Raw genomic sequence first — 21,749 nt, forward strand, 5'->3', positions numbered from 1 at the left:
CGGCTTCACTCTAGGTCATTCCGGGATGACTCCTGGAGTGACGGGGCGGTAGGTCCGGAGGGGAGGCCCTCGCGCGTCCTGGCGCGAACGTGGAGAAGCGGCCGGGCCCAGGCCCTCCGGCTCGCCGCGGCGGCGCGGGATGCCGGGCACGGGTCGCATGGCTCCAGCGCGGGCACATGCGTAGCTTTTGCCTACACCCTTGAGGCCCCGTGCCATGGCGCAGCACCCCTGTGACGACACCCTGCCCCATCTGACCTTTCAGGCCAGCGGCTTGGAGGGCGCGTCCGCATGGGAGCTCGCGGAGGCCCTGGACGACGGGGTCATCGCGGTCAGCTCCCTGGGGCAGGTCCAGGCGGTGAACCCGGGCGCCGAGCGCCTCCTCCAGCGCCCCCGGGCCGAGCTGCTGGGCCGAACGCTGGAGTCCCTCTTCGACGAGCCAGCGCTCCTCCGTGCGCTCGCCCGGGGGGAGCCCGCGAAGCTCGTCGCGCATCGCGCCAGCTCCGGACGGAGCCTGGAGGTGCGCCTTCATCCGCGACGCGGGGAGGGATGGCTCTTCGTGCGCGACGTCTCCCTGGAGCACGCGCGCGGGAGCCCTCGTGGGGATCCCAACTCCTTCGAGGAGGCACAGCGACGTCTCCGGCTGGTGCTGGACCACACACCCGTCCTCCTGTTCGCGTTCGACACGCAGGGCATCCTCACGGTGTCCGAAGGCAAGGGCGTCGAGGGCCTTGGGAAGGCGCAGGGCGAGCTCGTCGGTGAGTCCATCTTCAAGGTCTACGCGGACATTGATTGGATCATCCAGAGCGTCCACCGCGTGCTGGCGGGTGAGGAGGTCTCCGCGGTGGGGGGCGTGCACGGGACGTGGTTCGAGGTGCACTACACCCCGCTGCGCGATGACGGGGGGAGCGTGACCGGCGGCATTGGCATCGCCTTCGACGTGACCGCGCGGGAGCGGGCCATCCAGGTGCTCCGCCATCAACAGGCGGTGCTTCAGTACGTCATCGCCAACGTGCCCCACGCGGTCTTCTGGAAGGACCGGAAGGGGCGCTTCCTGGGCGGCAACCAGAACTTCCTCAACGACACCGGCATGCGCACGCTCGAACACCTCGTGGGCAAGAGCGACTACGACGTGTGGAAGAAGCGCGAGGAGGCGGACTTCTTCGTCCAGGTCGACCGCGAGGTGATGGAGCAGGGCCGGGCGTTCCATGACATCGAGGAGCCGATGCTCCGCGCCGACGGCACCCAGCGAACGCTGCTCACCAGCAAGGTCCCCATCCGGGATCAGGCCGGGCACGTCACCGGCCTGCTGGGCATCTACGTGGACATCACCGGGCGCAAGCGGATGGAGACGGAGCTCCAGGCGGCGAAGCAGGCTGCTGAAGAGGCTGCCCGCGCCAAGGACGAATTCCTCACCGTCATGAGCCACGAGCTGCGCACGCCCCTGACCCTCATCCTGGGCCCGCTGGGCGCGCTGCTCGCCTCCTCCACCAGCGCACTGTCCGACGGCACCCGGTACGCGCTGGAGCGGATCCACGGCAACGCCGTGCGGCTCTTCCACCTCGTGGACGACATCCTGGACCACCAGAAGCTGGGGGCCGGACAGCTCTCGGTGGACCCGCAGCCCGTGGACGTCTCCGCCCTGGTCGCGGGCATCGTGGAGGATGCCCGGCCCGCGGGAAGCTCGCGGCGGATTGATGTGCGCTTCGAGCCTGACGCCTCGCTCGCCACCCTCCTCCTGGACGGGCGCAAGTTCGAGAAGCTCGTCCTCAACCTGCTGGGCAACGCCCTCAAGTTCACCCCCGCGGAAGGACAGGTGACCGTCCGCCTGCGACGTGTGGAGGGGAAGTTGGAGTTGTCCGTGAGCGACACCGGGCCGGGGATCCCCAAAGACAGACAGGAGGTCATCTTCCAGCGCTTCCAGCAACTCGACGGCTCCGCCACGCGCCGGCACGAGGGCACGGGGATGGGCCTGGCCATCGTGAAGGAGTTCACGGAGCTGATGGGCGGCCACGTCCGCGTGGAGAGTGAGCCCGGCAAGGGGGCTCGCTTCACCGTGCGGCTCCCGGCGGAACCGGTGCGCCCCACCGACGCGGGCCTGGAGGAGCGTCAGCCCTCCGCCTCGCATCAGGCCTACTTCCAGCAGTTCCAGACACCGCCTCCATCCCAGGCGAAGTCCCGGAGGCCCGCACGCGACGCACCGCACCTGCTCATCGCCGAAGACAACCCGGGCATGCGCGCGTACCTGGCCGACCTGCTCGCGGACAGCTATGACCTGGTGCTGGTGGAGAACGGCCAGCAGGCGTGGGACGCGGTGCAGCGGCGCCGCCCGGACGTCATCGTGTCGGACGTGATGATGCCGGAGGTGGACGGCATGCAGCTGGCCGCGCGGCTCAAGGCCGACCCCCGGTTCCGGGACGTGCCCCTCCTGCTGCTGACGGCGAAGACCGGTCGCGATGACGTGGTGGACGGCCTGGACGCGGGCGCGGATGACTACCTGGGCAAGCCCTTCGGTCCGGCGGAGCTCAAGGCCCGGGTGCGCGCCGCCGAGCGCCTCCACCGCGTCTACGTAGAGCTGGACTCCCGGACGCGCGAGCTGCAAGCCACGCTGCACACCCTGCGCGACACGCAGGCGCAGCTCGTCGAGGGCGCCCGGCAGGCCGCGGTGGGCACGTTGGTCGCGGGGCTCTGCCACGAGCTGAACAACCCGCTCGCCGCCATCCGGATGAACGCCCAGTTGTTGGCCCGGCACGCGGTGGACCCCAAGCTCCTGCACCGGGCGTTGGTCGCCATCGAGCGGCAGTCGCAGCGCTGCTCGGGCCTGCTGACGGCGCTGCAGGCGTTCTCCGGGCAGACGCCCGTGAAGCGCGCATGGTACCCGGCGGGGACGCTGGTGGACCGGGCGCTCGCCACCGCCGGCCCCGAGGCCCAGCGCCGCGCGGTGCGCCTGGAGCCAGGGCTCCCCACGGCCGCCCTGCCCTGGGTCCACGTGAATGCCACGGAGGTGGAGACCGCCCTGATCAACGTGATGACCAACGCGCTGGAGGCCAGCCCCGCGGGCGCCACGGTGCGGGTCGAGGCGCGGCCGCTGTCGCGGGGCGACCGGCAGGGCCTGGAGGTGAAGGTGCTCGACAGCGGGCCCGGCATTCCCCCCGCGGTGCTGCCGCATGTCCTGGACTTGTTCTTCACGACGAAGGCCCCGGGTGAAGGCATGGGGCTGGGCCTGGCGCTGGCCCATCAATTCATCACGGGCCAGGGCGGCACCGTCGACGTGGAGAGCGAGGAGGGCCATGGGGCCCGGGTGCGGCTGTGGCTCCCCGCGAGGGACGCGCCTCCGGACGTGCCGTGCGTCGCCGTCGGGGCAGGCAGGGCCGAAGGGTGACCGAGGCCTCGCCAGAGGAGGCCCCGATGCGCGGCCGCATCCTGGTGGTCGACGACGAGGAGGACATCCGCGAGGCGCTGGAGATGATCCTCGCCCTGGAGGGCTACGACGTCCGCACCGCGGAGGGCGGCGCCGCGGCCATCGCCCGGGCGGAGGTGGAGCCCTTCGACCTGGTCATCACCGACCTGAAGATGCCGGGCATGGACGGCGTGGAGACGCTGATGGCCCTGAAGCAGCGCCACCCGTGCCTCCAGGTCATCGTGGCCACCGGCTACGCGTCCAGCGAGACGGCCCGCCGGTGCCTGAGCGAGGGCGCGCATGCCTACCTCAAGAAGCCCTTCGACATGGACGAGCTGCTGCGGCTCGTCGAGCGGGCCATCGCTGACGGCCGGGTGCCCCCTGACGGGCCTTCCGCGCGAGGGTGCTGAAGGCCTGCCTCGCGACGCGTGCGCCGCGAGCCCTCGGGCTTCCCTGCCGAGGGTTCGACTACGCCGCTGCGCGCTACCACGGGCGCACGGTGGTGCCCCACCCATAGAGCGAGGCTTCCAGGGGGCGTTTCCAAGGGTGTTCCAGGGTGGTGCCGATTCCCATCTCCCTTGCGGCATTGAGCAGGTGGAGGTGCCATTGCCCGTGCTCGCTGGACAGCCGGGTGGCGGCGATGGCCAGCGCGCTCGCGCCCAGGGAGTAGCCGCCGAAGACGAGCGGGCCGCTGGCGGAGTCCTCCGGGCCCTTCACACCGCGCGGCCACTCGCGGCAGGCGGCGAGGGGCATGGCGCTGCCGGCGGGATGGTCGCAGTAGCCGTCCACCAGCGTGGCCGTGAAGCGCCGTGCCGCCGGGTGCGAGGCCATGGCCAGGAAGGCACCCGTCCACGCCAGCGTGGTGCCGCGTTGCGTGGACTCCACGAGGCGCCCCTTCGCGTCCACCTTCGCGGGGAAACCGGTGGGCAGGTCCGCCAATTCGATGAGGCGCGCGACGAGTCGCTCACCCGCGGCCCGCGAGTCCGCGTTGCCCCGGAGCCGCCCGTGCAGCAGCAGCCCCGCCGCGGCCGGAGCGCTGTCGCAGGGCCAGATGGTGCGCCCGAAGCTGGGCAGGAGGAGCTGTCGCGAGAGCGCCTCCACGAGCTGTGCGGCCAGTGCGTCGAAGAGGGCGGTGGACTCCGCGTCCGCGAGCCCGGCGCGCTCCGTGCCCGCGAGCATCAGCAGCACGTAGCCCCGGTAGAGGACGCTTTGCGGGAGCGTGTACCCCGCGACGTGCGTACCCCCATCTGCGTTGAAGGGGCGTCGGGCCCGTCCGAGCGCATCCGCGAGAAGGGCCTTCAGCCGGCGCTGGGTGTCCGGAACCGGGTGCCCGTCCAGCGCGGCCTGGATGAGGATGAACGACAGGTGCGCATCGCAGAGGAGCTGCGCCTCGATGAAGCTGCGGCCCGCGTCGCCGAGCAGCTTCGGTTCGCAGCCCTTGCCGAGGATTCGCTGCTCCAGCGCTGCCAACGAGTCCCTGGGAAGGGCGGGGGTCGTGGGCTCCGGCGAGGCAAGGGGCGCGGTGGTGCCTCCGTCGGTCGGCGCGCCCTCCGCGCGGGCAGCCACCGGGAGGCAGAAGGACAGCACCAGGAGCGGGAGCAGCGCCCGCGGGCCGCGGAAGGAAGCGGAGGCTTCGGACATGCGCGGAGATGTCAGCACGTCCCTGTGTGCCCGGGCCCACCGGGTGGCCGGCGGTCACGACCTGAGGTGGAACGGTCATTCCGGCCGGGTGAACGGCGGCTCGGGCAGCCATGACTTCGGAAGGAACGCTCGTTCCCGACGGGAGGTCCTCTGTCTCGTCTACGCCGGGCCTGGCGCGCGCGCCGCGCTGCGCGCCATGGCCCCGACGACGAGGTGGTGGAAGGGCCGGATGACGTTGAAGTACACGGGCCCGGCCCAGTTCCGGTAGTGCACCAGCGTGACGACGTGGAAGCGCCGCCGGGGTCCACCGCCCGGCTCCATCACGACGGCGAGCGTGGCGTCCAGGTGCTGGTCCGTCGCGGACACCACCCAGACGTGTTCCTCCTCCGCGTGGCGCACGGTGAAGAACAGGGCCGCGCTGCCAGGGGTCATGGGGATGTCCTCCGGGCGCAGGTGCTGGGGCCGGGGCATCCCGTGCTGGCGCATCCCGAGCAACCGGACGAAGCCGGCGCGCACCCCGTACAGGGCCGTCATCCACGCGGGCTGGTACGACAGGAGCGCCGCGAGGAACTCGCGCAGCGTGGCTGCCGACTCCACCGTCTTCACGTCTACATGGTCCGCACCCTGCGCGAAGGGCCGCAGCACCTCCGGCAGCAATGTCCCTGTCGTCACCCGCATGCACGGCCCCCTATTCCTGTCATCGGATACGGCACCGTATACCGATACGGTACCGTATAGCGCCGGTCCGCCGGGGATGCGCCCTGGACCTCCGGGAGGGGGTCCGCCAGACTTGCGGTCAACGATGAGACGCACTACTTCCCGCCCGCCGGAGCCTTCGCCCTTCCGGAGCCTCGAGGACATCCGCAAGCGGCACCGGGGCCCAGGCCTGTCCGCGGAAGACTGGGCGGACGCCGCCCTCTGGAGCCTCGCGGAGGGCGTGGAGGCCCTGTCCGTGGAGCGGCTGTCCCGCGGCCTGGGGGTGACGAAGGGCGGCTTCTACTGGCACTTCAAGGACCGCGCGGACGTGCTCCAGGCCGCGCTCGCGCGCTGGGAACAGCTGGCGACCACGGAGTTCATCCAACGGCTGGAGGCCCTGCCGGACCCGAGGCAGCGGCTGCACCGGTTGCTGGCGCTGACGTTCGACCTGGGCCCGCATGGGAAGATTGAGGTCGCCATCGTCGCGGGCGCCGCTTCTGACCCACGCATCCAACCCGTGCTCGCGCGGGTGTCCCAGCGGCGCCTCGACTACCTGGTGAAGCTGTACCGTGCACTCGGGCTGCCGGCCCGCGAGGCGCGCAATTGGGCCTTGCAGGCGTATTCCACGTACGTGGGGCTCCTGCACCTCGTCATCGCCAGCCCCAAGACGCTGAGTTCAAGCCGCGCTCGCGCGGACTACATCCAGCATGTCGCCCGGACGCTGATCCCCGCGTGAGGGTGCCGGTCCCCGCGCCCGCTTCCCCCCTCAGCCAGAGGCCCGGGCCCGCGTCCAGAAGCCGAACAGCAGCATCCCCGCCAGCATGGAGCCGACGAACAGCAACACATCCCGTCCGCCCGTGGCCAGCGACGTGAACGCGGGGCCCGGGCAGTAGCCCACGAGCCCCCACCCCACGCCGAACAGCGCCGCTCCAGCGACGAGCGACAGGTCCACCTTCGACTGGGAAGGCGCCGCGAACCGGGGAGCCAGCACCGGCGCGGGCCGACGACGGATCCGCAACAGGAAGACGGCGTGCACGCCCACCGCGCCCAGCATGACCAGGGCCAGCGAGGGATCCCACCGACCCGCGACATCCAGGAAGGCCAGCACCTTCTCCGGCTGCGTCATCCCGCCCAACCCCAGGCCGAGCGCGAAGAGGACGCCGCACAGCCCCGCACTCAGGAGGGTCTTCACGTCGCACCTCCCAGCACGTGGCGCACGACGAAGACCGTCAGGATGGCGGCGGCCATGAACGTGAGCGTGGCCACCAGTGACCGCCGCGAGCCCCGCGAGATGCCGCACACCCCATGGCCACTGGTGCAGCCATTCCCCAAACGCGTCCCCACTCCGACCAGCAGGCCCGCCGCCACCAACCACCCGGGACCGGACACGTGGGGCGCCCCCAGCGCTCCAGGCCATCCGAAGCGCAGGAGCAGCCCTCCGCCCAGCATCCCCGCCAGGAAGGACAGGCGCCAACCACGGTCCCCGCTCGCGGCTCCGAACAGCCCCCCGGCGATGCCGCTGATGCCCGCGATGCGTCCGTTGAGCAGCAGCAGCAACGAAGCACTCACTCCGATGAGGGCTCCACCCAGGAGCGGGAGAAACAACGAGGACATGGGAACCTTTGGGGAGGCGTGGTGAGCGTCAATGTAGTCATCGAGCAAGAGCACCTGCTGGATTGCAGCCCCTTACCGCAGGGCAATACCCGGCGCCTCCTTCCAGACAGAGATTCCGCACGGCATCCGTTCCTGGCGGAGACGACGCATGACGCAGATGACCGGGAATGGCTCAGGGACCTCCGACGTGGAGGCCTCCCACTTCGGGCATCCCTCGCGGGAGGAGTTGATCGCTCAGCTTCACCAGCGCGAGCAGGAGATCCGCGAACACCTGAACGCGCTGAATCCTGTTTCACGTCGGGCCCGCTTGTTGCCGACGGATGATCCGGTCAGGACCAAGAACCTGGAGAAGATCGCCACCCAGCTCCAGGACCTCCTCTATTTCGTAGCGCAAGAGCACGACCGCCTGCTGCCGGAGAACCAGGAGCTCCTCGGCTGCCTGCTGGCACAACTCGCTGCTCCCCGAGGATTGTCCGCGAACAATGCCTGGGAGCTGGCGGATGCGATGGAAGTGATGCTGGTGCGGCTGGGCGACGACCCCTATGTGCGACGGCTGATCCTCAACGAGTTTCCCCGGGACCTGCCGGAGTCGCTGCGACCTGCGCATCCAGCCTCGGAGACAGGGAACGACGCGACGGGAGCGCAGTCATTGGATATGGGCCGCGCCAGGGAATATCTGGTCCAGCGGCGGCGAGCCCAGGCCCACGAATACCGGCGCGACCGGGCCAAGATGCGGCTGCGACAGCGGCAACTGCTCATCATGGCGGCGGTGCTCCTGACCCTCCTGACGCTCTTCAGCGTCGCCCTGGTGTGGGCGGAGGCCATCGGGTCGGTCCTCCTCCTCCTGGTCCTGTTCGCCGGTGCCGTCGGCAGTGTGCTCAGCCGGGCGATCCAGTTGAGCAAGCAGCCCCTCAGGGCGGGAGAAGCGCCGCGTCCCGGCGACGTGCGTCCCCAGGAGGTGCCCCTGGGCATCCGTGCACTCATTTCGGCATGGACCGTGTTCGTGGCCCAGCCGGTGCTTGGAGCCACGGCGGCGCTGATCCTCTCCCTGGTGTTCACCTCCGGCTTGCTTCAAGTGGGAGGGCTCGCGCAACTCAATACAGCCACGCTGGCCCTCCTGGCATTCCTGGCCGGTTACTCCGAGCCCTTCTTCACCGACATCCTGGGGAAGGTCGCCGAGAAGGCGGGTGGATCGCTGGGCTGAGCGTGGCGACGCGCTGGGACATCCACCGTCACGCGGGCAGCGTCTTCCGGAGCGTGATGTCAGACATGCGGCGGACGCGATGACGGAACGATGACCAACGCATGGACGCGAGCCCACCCTCGCGTCCATGCGCCTGCGTACCTTGGACACCGTTCCCGTCACCCGCCGTTCCCTCAAGGGGCCACGCCGTGGCCCACGCGCACGGAGGCGCGTCTCGTTCCCACCATGAACTTCACACTCGCGGGTCTGTGGACCCACATGGGTCCGGTCGCACAGCTCATCGTCATCGCCATGGGCGTGATGTCGATGGTGTCCCTCCTCATCCTCGCCGAGCGCACGCTCGTCTTCCGCGCCTCCCGCCGCCACTCGCGCAGGTACGCCGCGCAGCTGGGCGCCATGCTCGCCCGTGGCGACTTCGACGCCGCCGCCGAGGCGAAGGCGGGCAAGGACGTGGGCTACCTGGGGAGGACCATCCGCGCGGGGCTGACGGCCTACCGCAGCTCCGACACCGACAGTCGTGAGGAGGTCATGGAGTCCGTGGCGCGCAGCCTGGAGCGACAGGCGCAGCGCGAGGTCCAGAGCCTCAAGCGCGGCCTGGGCCACCTCGCCACCGTGGCCTCCACCGCCCCCTTCGTGGGCCTGCTCGGCACCACCATCGGCATCGTCACCGCGTTCCAGGAGATGGGCGCCGCGAACTCGGGCGGCATCGGTACCATCTCGACGGGCATCTCCGAAGCGCTCGTCACCACGGCCTTCGGCCTGCTCGTCGCCATCCCCGCGGTCATGGGCTACAACTCCCTGCAGGGCTGGGTGGACGCCCGCGCGGTGGACCTCTCCGAGGCGAGCAACGAGTTCCTCGACGCCGCGTCCCGCGCCCTCAAGCGCACGCGCGTCGCCGCGCGGTGAGGACGGCCCGTTACGGTGGAGACCGTCCACCACAGTGCCTCCGTCCAGGCTCCGTGTTCTTCGAATGACGTAAGCCCTGTCGTTAGTGGATGAAGACCTCAGCCCGGAGCGCCAGGGGGGCCCAGGGCGTCTCGAACTCAGGCTAATTGAGTGCTGAGGGCTCATCGCCGCGCCTGCTCACCTTCGCCTGCCCTCATTCCACACCTTTCCAGGGAAGGCCCATGACCTTCGTGGCGATGCAGGCAACCCGGTTTCGTGTCACTTCAGGCGCGTGGCCGTGCCTCGCGATGCTGTGGTTCGCAGCGGGCTGTGGTGTGAGCGCGGAGCCAGGAGCGCCGGTACTCCAGGACCTGTCACCACCGCGAACGGGGACCGTGGAGCAGTCGCTGGAGAGCGGCAATGGCCTGTCGTTCAACGGCCTGTCGTTCAACGGCCTGTCCTTCAACGGGCTGTCGTTCAACGGCCTGTCCTTCAACGGGCTGTCCAGCAGCGCCTTCGTGTCCTGGTTCCGCGAGGATCCGGTGCTGGCGGACATGGTGATGCGGTACGTCGTCCACTGCGCCGTCCCGGAAGGCCAGCAGCGCACCTACGCGGACGCCACCACGGGCCAGTCGCACACCTGGTCCGGAGGGTTGGGGCTGGCGCCGGCCTGGGCCGAGGGCAAGCCGGCCACGCGGGTGGAGGAGCAGGTGGTGTCCGCGTGCCTGACGGCGCATGCGAACAAGTACGGGATGCGGGTGCCCATCTCCGTGCTGGGGCTCCGGGCGGATGGCCTGGCCATTCCCGTCACGGAGGAGGAGGCGAAGCGGTACAAGTGGAAGGAGTCCTGCTTCTTCGGGAACCTCTTCAGCGGCGAGGGCGCCTTCGTGGGGCGTGACAAGGGCCGGCTCAAGCCTCGCGAGAGTTCGTCCCGCGCCTGCTCGGTCATGGCCAGCCGGGACGACAAGGGCTCCGACGCGTCCGGGGAGGAGGCCAGCACGGAAGACCCGCCCGGATTGGAGGGGGTCGACCGCCGCCACTGCGCACCGCTCGTCTACGTCGGCCGGTGCGAGCGCCACTGCGTCATGGACGCGTCGAAGACGTTCTTCAGGTCCTGCACCTGGAACGGCGTCACCTACCAGCCCCTCACCACGCGGATGGACGAGCGCAACTTCTACAAGTGCGGTGATGGCATCTGCCAGCCCACCGAGGCCTGCGGGGAGAAGAACGACTCCCTGAGCTGCAAGGACGACTGCGGCACTTGCGGCTGAGCGCCAGGCGCGGCTCTACCCCCGCCGCTGTCCGCGGCGGGGTTGGAGCCGGGCAAGGAGCGCACCGTGCTTCAGCGCGCCGACTTTTTCGAGTCCTGCGCGGCCAGCCAGTTGTCGTGCAGCCACTTCTCCGTCTGCCGATGGCCGGGCATGTTGATCCACACGATGTCGCGCTCGAACACCATGACGCGCTCGTTCGCCCCGACGATGACCCAGAACCAGCGGCCGTCCTCGGTGTTGCGCATCTTGACCTTCATGCCCGTCACGGTGATGACCTCCGGGCGGTCCTGGCGCGCGACACGGACCGGCTCGCCATGGGGCTCGATCCAACTGATCGCCATGCGAGGCAGCAGGTCGGGCGCGAACTCCTTCAGGAAGTTCATGGCGATCTCCTGGGTGCGCTCCCGGGATGGCAGCTTGTCGCTCTCGTAAGCCAGGTCCATGTGCGCGAAGCCCTTCAGCAGGCCGGCGCCGTTGACGACCAGGCTGTAGTGCTCTCCGCCGAGCCCCGCGTTGCGCCCGTCCTGGCGCTCGAAGCGGGTCAGGGTGGCGCGCTCACCATCGACGGTGACGTCGCGCGTGGAGACCTGCTTGTACCCCTCGGGCGTCAGGCTGTTGAACGAGGGGGGCGTCTTCTGGGTCTGGGCGGCACTGGCTGGCATCTTTCGCTCCTTCGATGTCTGGGCATACGCGGTGACACTGGCGGCCAGGACCAGACTGGCGGCCGCGCTCCAACCCGCGATGGCATTGCGCTTCTTCATGGATGGGCTCTCCTCGGGATTGAAGAAGGTCGCCATGGCTGCTGGCGAAACAGCGCAGCTATACGCTCCCACCTCTTGGTGCGCCACCGGGTGCTGTGTGCATTTGCACGCCCGGATGCCTGTTCATTTCGTCAAGTCATCCCACGGCTGTCCTTGACCCCACTGGGACCACCGATAACGTCCGGGGCTCCATGTCCATCGACACCGCTCCCACCGTCCTCCTTCTGCCGGGCCTCTACAACTCGGGGCCCGAGCACTGGCAGAGCTTCTGGGAGCGGGAGCGGACGGACTGCAGGCGCGTCGAGCAGGCGGAGTGGAACACGCCCCGCCGCGAGGACTGGGTGGCCACGCTGGAGCGCGCGGTCTCCACGGCGCCACGGCCCGTGGTGCTCGCGGCCCACAGCCTCGCGTGCATCACGGTGGCGCACTGGGCCTCGGCCCATCCGTCGACTGCGGGGCGGGTGCATGGCGCGCTGCTCGTCGCGCCCAGTGACACCGAGGCGCCCGGGTTTCCCGCGGGCACGGTGGGCTTCGCGCCGATGCCCCGCCTGCGGCTGCCCTTTCCCTCGCTCGTCGTGGCGAGCACCGACGACAACTACATCACGATGGAGCGCGTCACCGGCCTCGCCGCGGACTGGGGCTCGCGGCTGGTGAAGGTCGGTGCGAAGGGCCACATCAACAGCGCGGCGAAGCTGGGCCCGTGGCCCGAGGGACAGGCGCTGCTGGAGCAGGTGCTGCGGGGCGCCTGAGGCACGCGCACTCGGTAGCAGACGCGAAACAAAAGAAAGCCCTGCTCCCCGGGACTTGGGAAGCAGGGCAGCGACCCCGACAGGAATCGAACCTGTGGCCTACGGTTTAGGAAACCGCTGCCTTGGCTTTCTCGCTTCTGCCCACGCTTGCTCGGCATTGCTATCTCCTCGTTTTTCTTCAGGTCTTCGTGTGGTGCTGTTTCTCGCCCGTGCCCCGCGTTGCTCGCCGTCCCTCGCTTTTCTCTCCCACTGGACTCCCAGACTTCACGGCCCCGGCCAGTAGGACTCCGACGGCGTTGGCGCCTTGCAGGAGGCGCTCCGGCAGGGCGCGCGCGTACCGCGCCTGCGTCAGCTTCGGGTCGCTGTGGCCAAGCACCTTCTGGACGAAGTGCAGGTCCCCGGTGGTCGCGTACCCGAGCGTCGCGTACGTCGACCGCAGCTCCTTGAAGCGCAACGAGAGTGGAATTTGCTTCCACCGCACGGCGCGGCCGCACTTCGGGCACGCCATCACCTTCCGCGCCGGCAACTGCTCCCCTTTCCACCCACATGCCTTGCGGAAGCAGTACGGCCGAGCGCCTTGCACCAGCCCCGCCCGGACGCACGCGCGTGCGATGACGTCGTGGACGCGCCAGTTGTGGCTGTACTGCTTGCCGTTCGGCCGGCAGAAAAGGTACCGGCCCGGCGTCAGCTTCTGTTGCTCCAGCAGCGGCACGAGGACGTCCGGGATGGGGACGCGGCGATCCTTGCGGTTCTTCGGACTCCGCAGCAGCACGTAGCGCTCCTCAATGAAGGTGTCGTCCTTGAGGGCCTTCCGCACTTCGGCCTTGCGCGTGCCTGTCAGCGCGCTGAAGAGCGCGGCGGCGGCGAGGTGGGGCTTCATCGTCTTCACCAGCTGGTCGAACTGCTCCGGGGTGAAGAAGCCGGGCTCGCGCTCCGGGACATCGACCTTGCCCGCTTCCTTGAAGGGGTTGTCGCCCTTGAACACCTTCGCCTTGGTGCCAAGGAACGTGAAGAGCCCCTGCCCCGCCATCCTCACGTGCTCCCGCGTCTGGGGGGCGAGGTGTGACAAGCCCCCGAGGAGACGGAGCACGTGGAGGGGGCGAACCTCCTGCAGCTGAAGCGCGCCCATCGCCCGTTCGATGTGAGCCAGGAGCTGCCGCTGGCGCGCCTTCGACGCGTACTCCGTCGGCAGCGCCTCCAACCGGAGAGCGATGCCATCACGAACCGTCAGCCGCGGTGCCGCCGCCTCCTCAAGCCCGTGGCGGACTCGCCAGGCGCGCAGCTCCTTCTCGTCCGCGAGCTTCTTTGCTTCCGTCTTCGTCTTTGCGGGAAGCGCCTCGCGGCGGGGAGTGCCGGACTCATCGACCCAGCCCGCGTAGAAAGCCTTCCCCCGCTTGAACACGTAGGCCATGCCCTACTGGCCCCCGCCTCGGCTCTGCTGAGTTCTCCACGTCGCGAGCGCTTTCGGGCTGAACCGCAGCAGCCCGCCCATCTTGAAGCTGGGCACACGCCCTTCCGCAGCCCACCGGTAGATCGTCTTGTCGCTCGTCCCCAGAAATTGCGCCGCCCGACGCACGTCCCACGCGTCTTCGAGTTCCATGTCATTGCCGCTGCTCACTTCGCTGCTCATCGCTCACCCCACCGACTGCGGCACTGAACTAAAGATTAGGTTTGAAGTCTGACAACGACCTGAAAGGTTGTCACGCTGGCCGCACAGGGCCCCACGCCGGAACACCGGCGTCGAGCACGCGCGCGCAGGAGCAATCCGCGCGCCAGTTCAGGGAGACTGCGCGGAGGGGACGGGACTAGCCGCCGTCACGAGGAAGTCCCGACGACAGCGCACCACCGCTGCGCGCGAGCCATGACGCTCTTCGTGCGGCGGCGTGAGCGACAGCGGTGCATGCCATGGACGCACCGTCCGAGATCGCGGAGTGCTGCGAGAAAAACAGGCCTCGCGGGCGCCTAGAGAACGCCCGCGAGACATGCCCGACACACCTTCGCTGAACGTCGATGGGGGCACCGTGAAAGCGCCGGGAGCGAAGTGGTGCTGTGAGTGACCGTGACCCATGGCGACCCCAAAACAGGCCCCGCTGGTGCCTTGACACACCAGCGGGAACCCGCGGACACGCCTGCAGCACCATCACGCGGTTGCAGGGCCCTATCACCGGTCAGCCCATCACGACCAACCGGTGAATTCTGTGGTGAAGCTTTGGGATGCCCACTGGTCAAGGTCAGCGGGTACGGCGATACAACTTCAACTATCGTTACTGCCAGTGTGGCCGAAACGCAAGCCGGCTACTGCGAAATTGAACGCGAGGATCCGTTACCGGGCTCATGCTTCACCGGGGCGTAGCAGCCGCCCTTGTACTCGTAGAGGTCATCCGGGCACGGCGGTGCGTCATCGACGTCCACCTTCACCCAACAGCCTCCGTTGATCTCCTTCTGGCTGCCACGGCACGGCGGTCGCTGCTGGACCTTGAAGGGCTTCGACGGCATGTCGCGAGCGATGAAAGGAGACCCCACGCCAACAAGCAGAACAGGGGCCTCAACGTCCTCCGTGACGCTTTCGGCAATCCCGGTTGTGAGCGTGGCGGAGCCCGGCCCGCGGCTCTCAGCAGCGGCCCCCCCTCGCTCTTCTGCTGAGGGGGACGGCTGATCGTGAGGCCACACGAGATTCCCAAGGAACGCCACGACTAGGGTTCCCAACGCCACATCTTTCCAATGGCGGACCGTTAAGTCACGAGCACGAGTTGCTGACCGACGCCACCGGCCTCGCCAGCGCTGCGCGCGAGTGATCGGAGGCGACAGCAGATGCTCGCGCAACTCAGCTCGCTCCAGGGCTCGATCCAGCAGGTTCGGTAGGTCCTCGGACACCGCCATCAGCTCCTCATCCACTTTTGCGGGCGAGGCCGCACTGGGGATCCGGACCTTCAGCGCTCGGTACGCGGGAGACTCTGACGACGTCCACACGACCTGCAGGGAGGCACTGGGGTACTGCTCCAGCACTTCCATGGGTGTAGACGGGAGCAACTGCCCCCCGCCCACCGTTGGTCGCGCCACAAGAGCGGGCTCCCCGGTTCGGACATCCCGAGCCAAGTACACGTCCCCCTGCGTCGTCCCTCTCTCGATGCACCTACTGAGATGGTACCCACCCAGTCGGCCTGCATGCCGACCTTCGTTGGCGCGCGGCTCTCCCGAACTCGCACCACCACCTCCGCGCGTTGCGTCCGACGTACCACCCCGGCGGGTATTCACGCCCTTGCCCATCTCGTGCTCCTGCTCGTCCGCCTGGAGAGGACTCCAGCAACCTGACTCTACGGCGCTTCCCTGACTGTCCGAGCTACTTCTTCTTCGGTGGGCGCCCAGGGGCTCTCTTCTTCACGGGCTCGGCGGAAGCCGGCTCCCCGTCATCCTCTTCCATGCCCTCAAGGACCAGGGGCCCGTGCTCAGCCACGTAGGCCTTCACGAGGGAATCCGCAGCGGACCAGAGGACGTCATTCGCGGAGACCCCGCGCCGCGTAAGGGGCGACTTCTTGCCCTGCACCTTCTCCCGCTTCGCGATGGCCGTGAGCTGAAGCCACATGCGCTTTGGAAAGCGCACGTTCCTCGGAGTGATCTCGTCCATCGGATCAGTGTCATCAAAAACCGGCATCAGGATCCCTCTCTTGGCGACGGCAGCGACTGCGCCCATCGGCTCCTCCTTATGTGCGCTGGGGTGGGAAGGCAACGCCCAGGCGCAAGCCCGAGGCGCCCATAATGGGTACCCTTTAATGCTCCTATTATCAATGCCTTGATTTGGTACCAAATATGAGTATTGTTCGAGTCGTTGATGGCGGACGGACGGGGCTCCACACGGGAGAGGGCGGATGGGCGGGCGCGAGCTGGGTGGCCAGCGAGGACGTCAGCAGGTGGACGCGTTTCAGTAGTGCCTTCGGGCGGAGCGCCTGTACGGGGCCGCCTTGTTCCAGGACCGGACACGTGCCGGTCCTGATCCCTCACCTTCGAGGATGCGATGGCCAACGGCATGGCAGCGGGAGAGGTGCGCCCGCGTAACAACCAAGTGCAGCGCGCGGACATCATGACGTTGTCCCCGGCGGAGCTGATGCGCCGGGCGCTTGCTGGCGACTGGACGCGGGTGGACCGCGAGCTGCGCCGACGCGGCCCGGACGCGGTCCGCGAGGCGCTCGCGTCCGTGCCGGGCGCTACGGCGGCGCAGGCCTCCGAGCCGGTGCGCGTCAACGGCCTGACGCTGCCGGAGACGGTGGCCGCGCTGGGGCTCACGCTCACTGATGAGGGGCGCGGGCACGTCGTCACCGACGGCATGGGCGAGGTGGTGCGCCGCGGGGACGCCGCCTCGCTGTGGTGCTGGCTGTACGACTCGGGGCGCCTGGTGCCCCAGGAGGAGGACGTCCGTGGCTGAGAAGGAGAAGACGACGCGCGAGGTGCTGAGCGACTACTTCGAGACGCACGAGGTGCCGCCCGAAGTCCACGCTGCGTGGAAGACGCTCGACAAGACGGCGTCGTCGCTGGCGCTCTGGATCGCGGCGGACCTCGCCCGTAGCAGGGGGCTGTCGTGAAGCCGCTCCACGCGTTGGCGGATGCGCTCGCCATCCTCGCTCGCGAGGGCTGGACGCCGCCGGACTGCAACGTGCCGGACCTCGCGCGACAGGTGCGGGAGCTGGAGGCCCAGCAGGCCCGGACGGGAGAGGAGCTGCACGCGGCGGAGGACGCGCTGTCCCTCTGCATGCCCGACGGCAGCAACGCCACGCTCGTCCGCTGGCTGCGTCTCCAGCGCCGCGCCACCAGCTCGCGACTCCAGCTGGCGACGCTCAACACGGCCGAGGTGTACCTGCGCAGCGAGCTGGAGCGGCAGGTGTGGCAAGCGCAGCACCGGCGCGCGGAAGGCAGCACGCGCGCCGCCGCAGCGTAGCGGCTCAATGTCAGACTTGCAGAGTATGACGTATGGCATTCGACCTGGAGGGTTGAATGCCGGTAGCACGAGCGACACCCTGCCCCGCCTATGCCGAGCATCCGGACATGAGCTGGGTGCTCTGCGAGCGCGAGGACGGGCACGAGGGACGGCACCGGCGGCAGGACTTCGAGTGGGACTGCGGCACCCCCGAAGAGGAGGTGTTGGCAGAGGAGCGCGAACTACTGCGCCGGGCCGAGCAGGCCGCAGGCGAGAACTACGAGTGAGACACGCCATGCCGGACGGAAGCACCCCCAACAACAACAGCTGGAACCGGGAGCGGGTGGACCTGGTGAAGCGGACCATCTGCCCGCGAGGCATCAGCGAGGACGAGTTCCTCCTCTTCATGGAGCAGTGCACGCGCAGCGGCCTGGACCCGCTCCTCAAGGAGGCCTTCTGCGTCGCGCGCCGCCAGAACATCGGCAACCGCGAGCGGCCCAACTGGGTGACGAAGTACGAGTTCCAGCCCTCCGAGGCGGGCATGCTCGCCCGGGCGGAGCGCTTCCCGGACTTCAAGGGCATCCAGGCGAGCGCCGTGTTCGCCGAGGATGAAATCGTTGTCGACCAGGGCAAGGGCGAGGTGGTGCACCGCTTCAACCCGGCCAAGCGCAAGGGTGCCCTCGTGGGCGCCTGGTCGCGGGTGGTGCGCGACGGGAAGCTGCCGGTGGTGATGTGGCTCGACTTCGCCGGCTACGTCCAGCAGACGCCCCTGTGGGCCAAGATTCCCACGACGATGATTGAGAAGTGCGCCCGCGTGGCGGCGCTGCGCAAGGCCTACCCGGAGGCCTTCGGCGGCCTGTACGTCCGCGAGGAGCTGCCCGCCGAGGAGTACGCCGAGGAGCCGGTGGTCGCCGTGACGGTGGAGACGACGGCGCGAACGGTTGCGGCCGCGCCGAGCGTGGGCACCCCCGCGCTGCCTGAGAAGACGGCCACGCGAGAGGCAGCGGAAGTCGCCGCGGTGGGGATGAACCTGGACCGGCAGGAGGAGCCTGTCGCTGCGGAGCTGCGCGCCGAGCACGAGCCCGTCGCGGGGCAGCACGCCGCGCCGGCCCTCACCGCCGTGGTGGCGTTCGGTCCGCACAAGGGGAAGACGGCCACCGTCCTCTCCGACGACGAGCTGAGCGAGACCATCGACCTGGCGCACGAAAAGCTGCTGGAGCAGCCCCGGGCCCGCTGGGCGAAGGCGATGCGCGAGAACCTCACCGCGCTGGAGGCAGAAGCGGAGGTGCGCTGCCGGCAGGCTCCGCGCGAGCCAGGGGCGGAGTCCTGACATGGGCTGCTCGCCACGCACTCCCCGCCCCCCGTCCGACGTCGTGAAGCATCGCGCCAGCCGGCAGGAGTACTTCGCCGGCCTCCGGGCCCTGCGCGGTGAGCAGCCGCCGGATCCACCACGGCCCAGGATTGAGCCCAAGGTCGACTGCTGCTCCAAGGCGACTGTGCAGGAGTGCCCCTGTGGAGGGGCCCGCGTCTGCCCTGAGCACGGCGGGCCCGCGTGCTTCGACTGGTACAGCCACGATTGACGGCGAACGTGCATGCCGGCACCCGCCGGGGACGCGCCTCAGGACGCGGCCACCAACGTGCACGAGCCGCCCCGGCGGCATGGTGCCGCCGGGCCTTTACGCAGCCGCACGCGTTTTTCTGTTTCCCCGGCCCGGGGAGCCGATTCGCAGCGCGTGTGGTTGCAACCCGGTCCCATCGTGGGGCCGGGCCTTGTCGGTGGGAGCGGCCAGCACAGGGCTGGACGGATCCGCCCCACCTCACCCCGCCGGCATTGGGCCGCGCGGGGCCTCTCAAGGCGCCGACGTTGGGCGCTGCCCAGCGGGGTGGGGGTACTCCCCTCCGCTCCGCTGGGCCCTTTGCACGGAGCACCACGCAGACAGCAGCTGACGCACGCAGTTCTCGACGCACGTAGCACCTGAAGCACCTGCCGATGACGGGGCGAAGTGGGCCCCCGCTGCGAAGGCAGCGCACCGGTTCGAGCCCGGCGCCGGCACTCCGTCCAGCCACAACCGCAACACCAATCCCTAGGAGCTGTATGTCATTCCTCTCGCGCTATGCCGCGCTGGCACTCGTGTGCCTCGCGTCCTCTCCCGCGCTCGCCGAGCGCACCCCCATCCCGTCCAGGGTGGTGGCCGACAAGGTCCTCCTCGGCAACATCCACACGTCCGCGCGCGCCCCGGCGGCCGTCGAGGCCACGGCCCTGGCCATCAAGGACGGCAAGATCATCGCTGTGGGCTCCGAACTGCAGCTGCGCCTGCGGGGCTACGTCGGCCCCAACACCCAGGTGGACGACCAGCGGGGCCAGACGGTGGTGCCTGGCTTCGTGGGCGCGCATGACCACATCCTCAAGCCGCTGAACCCGGACACCCAGTTGTGCCCCGTCTTCAGTGCGCCGGGACAGCTCGACACGGACCCGTCCTACAGCGAGGCGCTGACCGCCGCGGCATTCTGCGCGGCGAACTACTTCCCCCCGGGCGCCCCCATGGCGCTCTTCGTGGGGCCGGAGTTCCTCGCCAGCGGGCACGGGCTCAACGCCCGCGCGGACTTCACCGTGGCCGCGCCGCTCAACCCGCTGTTCATGTTCCAGGTGCGCGAGGGCCACGGGGGGACGGCCAACGGCCCGGCCTTCGACGCGGTGGGGATGTCCACCGGGCCGGGCTCGCCGGACTACTACAGCGGCTACCTGGGGCGGATGCCGGACGACTCACCGGACGGCCACGTCCAGGAGATGCAGCAGATCCCCTTCTTCCGCATGCTCGCGTCGCTCGTCCCCGTGGAGGCGAAGCGGGAGGAGTACCGGGTGTGGTTGAACACGGCGCTGAGCCAGGGCTACGTCTACGCGCTGAACATCCCCTTCGACGGCTATGCCGGCGAGACGGTGCCTCTGGGCGACAGCATTCAGCACCCCGTCGAGCTGGACACCGCGTGCCTTCCGCTCTCTGCCACCGAGACCTGCACGCCGCATCCGCGCCAGGGGCGTGTCCGCTGGGTCAAGGCGTTCGCGGACGGCGCCATCGCGGCGTGCGGCGGGGCCACGGACCTGCCGTACGTGGACAGCACCCAGTGCCCGTCCGTCGGCCCGGGCTGGAAGGGACGTCTCGACCTGTCCCGCCAGCAGCTCGAAGCGCGCATGCGCAGCGTGATGGCCACGCCGGACCAATGCCTCATGGTTCACGCCTGGGGGCGCCGCGCAGCGCGCACGGTGGCCGAGGTGGCGGTGTCCCTGTGGCTGGAGACGGGACGCAAGCCCTGCCTCACCCTTGAGCACGGCGCCATGACGGACGCCGCCACGCGGGCCATGCTCCTGCTGGTGGGCGCGGGCATCGTCGTCAACCCGCAGCACATGGATTTCTTGGACATCATGGCGCTCCGTCACGACCCGCGTGAGCTGGCGGACGCGGAGCGGTTCCGCTCCTTCGTGGAAGCGGGATTCGTGATGGGCGTCGGGGCGGACACCTTCGCGTCTCCCGAGGCTCCGCTGAAGCAGATTCACCGGATGGTGACGCAGGCCCGGCCGGAGGAGCGGCTCACCGTGCGGCAGGCCGTGGAGGCCATCACCCGCGGGAGCGCGGAAGCCAGGCGCCTCCGCAACCTGGGCACGCTCGAGGTGGGCAAGGACGCCAGCTACGTCGTCCTCTCCCACAACATCTTCAGCGGCAACCTCCAGGACCTGGAGCAGGCCACCGTCCTGAAGACGGTCATCAAGGGTGAGCTGGGCGTCCCCGTCCCGCCGCCGGCTCCGTAGCACTCGCCCCCTGACGTCGCGGGCCGCGCAGTCGTCGCGGCCCGCCCCCGCTCCCGCGTGCCGGTGAGCCGTCCCGGCGCGCCCACTCTCTCCCCACAGGTTCCCCATGAAGAAGACGCTTCAGCTGCTCCTGGCCGCGCTGCTGTTCTGGTCGCTCCCTGCGTTCGCCAGCCTCCCGCCGCTCACCAGCACCACGGAAGTCCCGGGCCTCCGTCAGCCGTTCTCGGGCATCACCTTCAACAACTCCAAGCGCGTCCTGGACAACCTCGTCCGCGCGTTCGGCAAGCGCGTGGGTCTGGCCTCCGCGTCGGCCATGACCGAGCACGACACGCAGTGCGGCCTGGCAAAGCTCGGGGCCGGCTTCGTCCAGGAGCTGATGCTCAACACCCCGCCGGGCCTCTCTGCGGATGACGTCGCGGGTCTGCCCGATGCGCTCGCCCACTACCGTGCGCTCGAAGCGCAGTGGTGCCGTCCGCCGCCGGGCGCCCCCACGAACAAGGGCGCCGAGCTGGTGAAGCTGTGGATCATCCGAGTCACTGAGGGCACGCCCCAGGCGCGGACGATGACCGAGAAGTACTCCGCTCGCGCCGAGAGGTTGGAGGGCCCGACCATCACCGCCCGCGACGTCGCACTCGCGGTCGCCATCGGACTCGCCATCCTGGCCAAGGAGGCGTTGCCACTCCCGGTCCCGTAGCACGTCGCTGCTGAGCCTCGCCGCGGGCGGTGCAGCGCGGGCCGCCCGCTTCTTCCTCGCGCGCTGTCACGCACTGTGACGCGTTGGGTTGCTTCCCGTCGCTGGACTTCATCGGGTACGCCC

General features: G+C 69.4%; 23 protein-coding genes. 14 read left to right on the forward strand and 9 right to left on the reverse strand.

Annotated elements, in window-relative coordinates; translation table 11 throughout:
* The first annotated feature begins 214 nt into the window (after positions 1 to 214).
* Positions 215 to 3,379 (forward strand): ATP-binding protein, encoded by a 3,165-nt coding sequence (locus tag D7V97_RS07315; RefSeq protein WP_120609879.1) that lies wholly within the window; start codon positions 215 to 217, stop codon positions 3,377 to 3,379.
* Between the two features lie 26 nt (positions 3,380 to 3,405).
* Entirely contained in the window at positions 3,406 to 3,807 is a 402-nt protein-coding gene (locus tag D7V97_RS07320; protein WP_120609880.1) for a sigma-54 dependent transcriptional regulator, read from the forward strand.
* A 73-nt stretch (positions 3,808 to 3,880) separates the two neighbouring features.
* Here the strand turns inward: D7V97_RS07320 and D7V97_RS07325 are convergent, their stop codons facing one another.
* Together D7V97_RS07325 and D7V97_RS07330 are read right to left on the reverse strand one after the other, a co-directional pair.
* Positions 3,881 to 5,038 (reverse strand): hypothetical protein, encoded by a 1,158-nt coding sequence (locus D7V97_RS07325; RefSeq protein ID WP_233582558.1) that lies wholly within the window; start codon positions 5,036 to 5,038, stop codon positions 3,881 to 3,883.
* 159 nt (positions 5,039 to 5,197) lie between these two features.
* Positions 5,198 to 5,716, reverse strand: coding sequence for a DUF2867 domain-containing protein (locus D7V97_RS07330; RefSeq protein WP_158623301.1), 519 nt, complete (start codon positions 5,714 to 5,716; stop codon positions 5,198 to 5,200).
* 124 nt (positions 5,717 to 5,840) lie between these two features.
* On the opposite strand from D7V97_RS07330, the gene D7V97_RS07335 reads away from it, so the two are divergent.
* Positions 5,841 to 6,470: a TetR/AcrR family transcriptional regulator gene (locus D7V97_RS07335; RefSeq protein WP_199728731.1), complete on the forward strand. Its 630-nt coding sequence runs from the start codon at positions 5,841 to 5,843 to the stop codon at positions 6,468 to 6,470.
* A gap of 30 nt (positions 6,471 to 6,500) precedes the next feature.
* On the opposite strand, the gene D7V97_RS07340 is transcribed toward D7V97_RS07335, so the two are convergent.
* Positions 6,501 to 6,926 carry a DUF6691 family protein gene (locus tag D7V97_RS07340; RefSeq protein ID WP_120609882.1) on the reverse strand — a complete coding sequence of 142 codons (426 nt, stop codon included), beginning with the start codon at positions 6,924 to 6,926 and terminating at the stop codon, positions 6,501 to 6,503.
* Positions 6,923 to 7,348 carry a YeeE/YedE family protein gene (locus D7V97_RS07345; RefSeq protein ID WP_120609883.1) on the reverse strand — a complete coding sequence of 142 codons (426 nt, stop codon included), beginning with the start codon at positions 7,346 to 7,348 and terminating at the stop codon, positions 6,923 to 6,925. Before D7V97_RS07345 ends, D7V97_RS07340 begins: the two co-directional genes overlap by 4 nt.
* A gap of 148 nt (positions 7,349 to 7,496) precedes the next feature.
* Here D7V97_RS07345 and D7V97_RS07350 point away from each other — a divergent pair, with 148 nt between their 5' ends.
* The 3 genes from D7V97_RS07350 to D7V97_RS07360 all read left to right on the forward strand — a co-directional run bounded on the left by D7V97_RS07350 (position 7,497) and on the right by D7V97_RS07360 (position 10,708).
* Positions 7,497 to 8,552 carry a hypothetical protein gene (locus tag D7V97_RS07350; RefSeq protein ID WP_120609884.1) on the forward strand — a complete coding sequence of 352 codons (1,056 nt, stop codon included), beginning with the start codon at positions 7,497 to 7,499 and terminating at the stop codon, positions 8,550 to 8,552.
* A gap of 225 nt (positions 8,553 to 8,777) precedes the next feature.
* The gene (locus tag D7V97_RS07355) at positions 8,778 to 9,458 is read left to right on the forward strand and encodes a MotA/TolQ/ExbB proton channel family protein (RefSeq protein WP_120609885.1); all 681 of its coding nucleotides are present in this window, start codon (positions 8,778 to 8,780) and stop codon (positions 9,456 to 9,458) included.
* 287 nt (positions 9,459 to 9,745) lie between these two features.
* Entirely contained in the window at positions 9,746 to 10,708 is a 963-nt protein-coding gene (locus tag D7V97_RS07360) for a hypothetical protein (protein ID WP_233582559.1), read from the forward strand.
* Between the two features lie 71 nt (positions 10,709 to 10,779).
* Here D7V97_RS07360 and D7V97_RS07365 read toward each other — a convergent pair whose 3' ends face one another.
* Positions 10,780 to 11,505, reverse strand: coding sequence for a hypothetical protein (locus D7V97_RS07365; RefSeq protein ID WP_199728732.1), 726 nt, complete (start codon positions 11,503 to 11,505; stop codon positions 10,780 to 10,782).
* A 155-nt stretch (positions 11,506 to 11,660) separates the two neighbouring features.
* On the opposite strand from D7V97_RS07365, the gene D7V97_RS07370 reads away from it, so the two are divergent.
* Positions 11,661 to 12,218 carry an alpha/beta hydrolase gene (locus tag D7V97_RS07370; protein WP_120609886.1) on the forward strand — a complete coding sequence of 186 codons (558 nt, stop codon included), beginning with the start codon at positions 11,661 to 11,663 and terminating at the stop codon, positions 12,216 to 12,218.
* 178 nt (positions 12,219 to 12,396) lie between these two features.
* On the opposite strand, the gene D7V97_RS07375 is transcribed toward D7V97_RS07370, so the two are convergent.
* From D7V97_RS07375 to D7V97_RS07390, 4 genes are all read right to left on the reverse strand, one after another.
* On the reverse strand, positions 12,397 to 13,629 hold the full coding sequence (locus tag D7V97_RS07375) for a tyrosine-type recombinase/integrase (RefSeq protein ID WP_120609887.1): 1,233 nt from the start codon (positions 13,627 to 13,629) through the stop codon (positions 12,397 to 12,399).
* A gap of 3 nt (positions 13,630 to 13,632) precedes the next feature.
* Positions 13,633 to 13,848, reverse strand: coding sequence for a helix-turn-helix domain-containing protein (locus tag D7V97_RS07380; RefSeq protein ID WP_120609888.1), 216 nt, complete (start codon positions 13,846 to 13,848; stop codon positions 13,633 to 13,635).
* A gap of 665 nt (positions 13,849 to 14,513) precedes the next feature.
* Positions 14,514 to 14,714, reverse strand: a complete 201-nt coding sequence (locus D7V97_RS07385; RefSeq protein WP_147444724.1) for a hypothetical protein — start codon at positions 14,712 to 14,714, stop codon at positions 14,514 to 14,516.
* Positions 14,715 to 15,558: 844 nt separating this feature from the next.
* Positions 15,559 to 15,819, reverse strand: a complete 261-nt coding sequence (locus D7V97_RS07390; RefSeq protein WP_147444725.1) for a hypothetical protein — start codon at positions 15,817 to 15,819, stop codon at positions 15,559 to 15,561.
* A 477-nt stretch (positions 15,820 to 16,296) separates the two neighbouring features.
* On the opposite strand from D7V97_RS07390, the gene D7V97_RS07395 reads away from it, so the two are divergent.
* The 7 genes from D7V97_RS07395 (at position 16,297) to D7V97_RS07415 (ending at position 21,626) form a co-directional block, all read left to right on the forward strand.
* Entirely contained in the window at positions 16,297 to 16,638 is a 342-nt protein-coding gene (locus tag D7V97_RS07395) for a hypothetical protein (RefSeq protein WP_147444726.1), read from the forward strand.
* Positions 16,631 to 16,795 carry a hypothetical protein gene (locus D7V97_RS44570; RefSeq protein WP_158623302.1) on the forward strand — a complete coding sequence of 55 codons (165 nt, stop codon included), beginning with the start codon at positions 16,631 to 16,633 and terminating at the stop codon, positions 16,793 to 16,795. Before D7V97_RS07395 ends, D7V97_RS44570 begins: the two co-directional genes overlap by 8 nt.
* On the forward strand, positions 16,792 to 17,148 hold the full coding sequence (locus D7V97_RS07400; protein WP_120609892.1) for a hypothetical protein: 357 nt from the start codon (positions 16,792 to 16,794) through the stop codon (positions 17,146 to 17,148). The genes D7V97_RS44570 and D7V97_RS07400 overlap by 4 nt, the downstream gene beginning before the upstream one ends.
* 56 nt (positions 17,149 to 17,204) lie before the next feature.
* Positions 17,205 to 17,414, forward strand: a complete 210-nt coding sequence (locus D7V97_RS44040; RefSeq protein WP_147444727.1) for a hypothetical protein — start codon at positions 17,205 to 17,207, stop codon at positions 17,412 to 17,414.
* 8 nt (positions 17,415 to 17,422) lie between these two features.
* Positions 17,423 to 18,457, forward strand: a complete 1,035-nt coding sequence (bet, locus tag D7V97_RS07405) for a phage recombination protein Bet (RefSeq protein WP_120609893.1) — start codon at positions 17,423 to 17,425, stop codon at positions 18,455 to 18,457.
* Between the two features lie 765 nt (positions 18,458 to 19,222).
* The gene (locus tag D7V97_RS07410; RefSeq protein ID WP_120609894.1) at positions 19,223 to 20,932 is read left to right on the forward strand and encodes an amidohydrolase family protein; all 1,710 of its coding nucleotides are present in this window, start codon (positions 19,223 to 19,225) and stop codon (positions 20,930 to 20,932) included.
* Between the two features lie 106 nt (positions 20,933 to 21,038).
* On the forward strand, positions 21,039 to 21,626 hold the full coding sequence (locus D7V97_RS07415) for a hypothetical protein (RefSeq protein WP_120609895.1): 588 nt from the start codon (positions 21,039 to 21,041) through the stop codon (positions 21,624 to 21,626).
* Positions 21,627 to 21,749: the final 123 nt, after the last annotated feature.

This window comes from Corallococcus sp. CA053C (assembly GCF_003611675.1).
In the GTDB taxonomy this organism is placed as follows: Bacteria; Myxococcota; Myxococcia; order Myxococcales; family Myxococcaceae; genus Corallococcus.

Excerpts from the sequence above, each read along its gene's own strand:
- D7V97_RS07380 (WP_120609888.1), bottom strand. The coding sequence starts at position 13,848 with ATGAGCAGCGAAGTGAGCAGCGGCAATGACATGGAACTCGAAGACGCG.
- D7V97_RS07415 (WP_120609895.1), top strand. The coding sequence starts at position 21,039 with ATGAAGAAGACGCTTCAGCTGCTCCTGGCCGCGCTGCTGTTCTGGTCG.
- D7V97_RS07345 (WP_120609883.1), bottom strand. The coding sequence starts at position 7,348 with ATGTCCTCGTTGTTTCTCCCGCTCCTGGGTGGAGCCCTCATCGGAGTG.
- D7V97_RS07375 (WP_120609887.1), bottom strand. The coding sequence starts at position 13,629 with ATGGCCTACGTGTTCAAGCGGGGGAAGGCTTTCTACGCGGGCTGGGTC.
- D7V97_RS07385 (WP_147444724.1), bottom strand. The coding sequence starts at position 14,714 with ATGCCGTCGAAGCCCTTCAAGGTCCAGCAGCGACCGCCGTGCCGTGGC.
- bet (WP_120609893.1), top strand. The coding sequence starts at position 17,423 with ATGCCGGACGGAAGCACCCCCAACAACAACAGCTGGAACCGGGAGCGG.
- D7V97_RS07350 (WP_120609884.1), top strand. The coding sequence starts at position 7,497 with ATGACGCAGATGACCGGGAATGGCTCAGGGACCTCCGACGTGGAGGCC.
- D7V97_RS44040 (WP_147444727.1), top strand. The coding sequence starts at position 17,205 with ATGCCGGTAGCACGAGCGACACCCTGCCCCGCCTATGCCGAGCATCCG.
- D7V97_RS07360 (WP_233582559.1), top strand. The coding sequence starts at position 9,746 with ATGCTGTGGTTCGCAGCGGGCTGTGGTGTGAGCGCGGAGCCAGGAGCG.
- D7V97_RS07370 (WP_120609886.1), top strand. The coding sequence starts at position 11,661 with ATGTCCATCGACACCGCTCCCACCGTCCTCCTTCTGCCGGGCCTCTAC.
- D7V97_RS07325 (WP_233582558.1), bottom strand. The coding sequence starts at position 5,038 with ATGTCCGAAGCCTCCGCTTCCTTCCGCGGCCCGCGGGCGCTGCTCCCG.
- D7V97_RS07395 (WP_147444726.1), top strand. The coding sequence starts at position 16,297 with ATGACGTTGTCCCCGGCGGAGCTGATGCGCCGGGCGCTTGCTGGCGAC.
- D7V97_RS07335 (WP_199728731.1), top strand. The coding sequence starts at position 5,841 with ATGAGACGCACTACTTCCCGCCCGCCGGAGCCTTCGCCCTTCCGGAGC.
- D7V97_RS07355 (WP_120609885.1), top strand. The coding sequence starts at position 8,778 with ATGAACTTCACACTCGCGGGTCTGTGGACCCACATGGGTCCGGTCGCA.
- D7V97_RS07410 (WP_120609894.1), top strand. The coding sequence starts at position 19,223 with ATGTCATTCCTCTCGCGCTATGCCGCGCTGGCACTCGTGTGCCTCGCG.
- D7V97_RS07315 (WP_120609879.1), top strand. The coding sequence starts at position 215 with ATGGCGCAGCACCCCTGTGACGACACCCTGCCCCATCTGACCTTTCAG.
- D7V97_RS07365 (WP_199728732.1), bottom strand. The coding sequence starts at position 11,505 with ATGGCGACCTTCTTCAATCCCGAGGAGAGCCCATCCATGAAGAAGCGC.
- D7V97_RS07320 (WP_120609880.1), top strand. The coding sequence starts at position 3,406 with ATGCGCGGCCGCATCCTGGTGGTCGACGACGAGGAGGACATCCGCGAG.
- D7V97_RS07330 (WP_158623301.1), bottom strand. The coding sequence starts at position 5,716 with ATGCGGGTGACGACAGGGACATTGCTGCCGGAGGTGCTGCGGCCCTTC.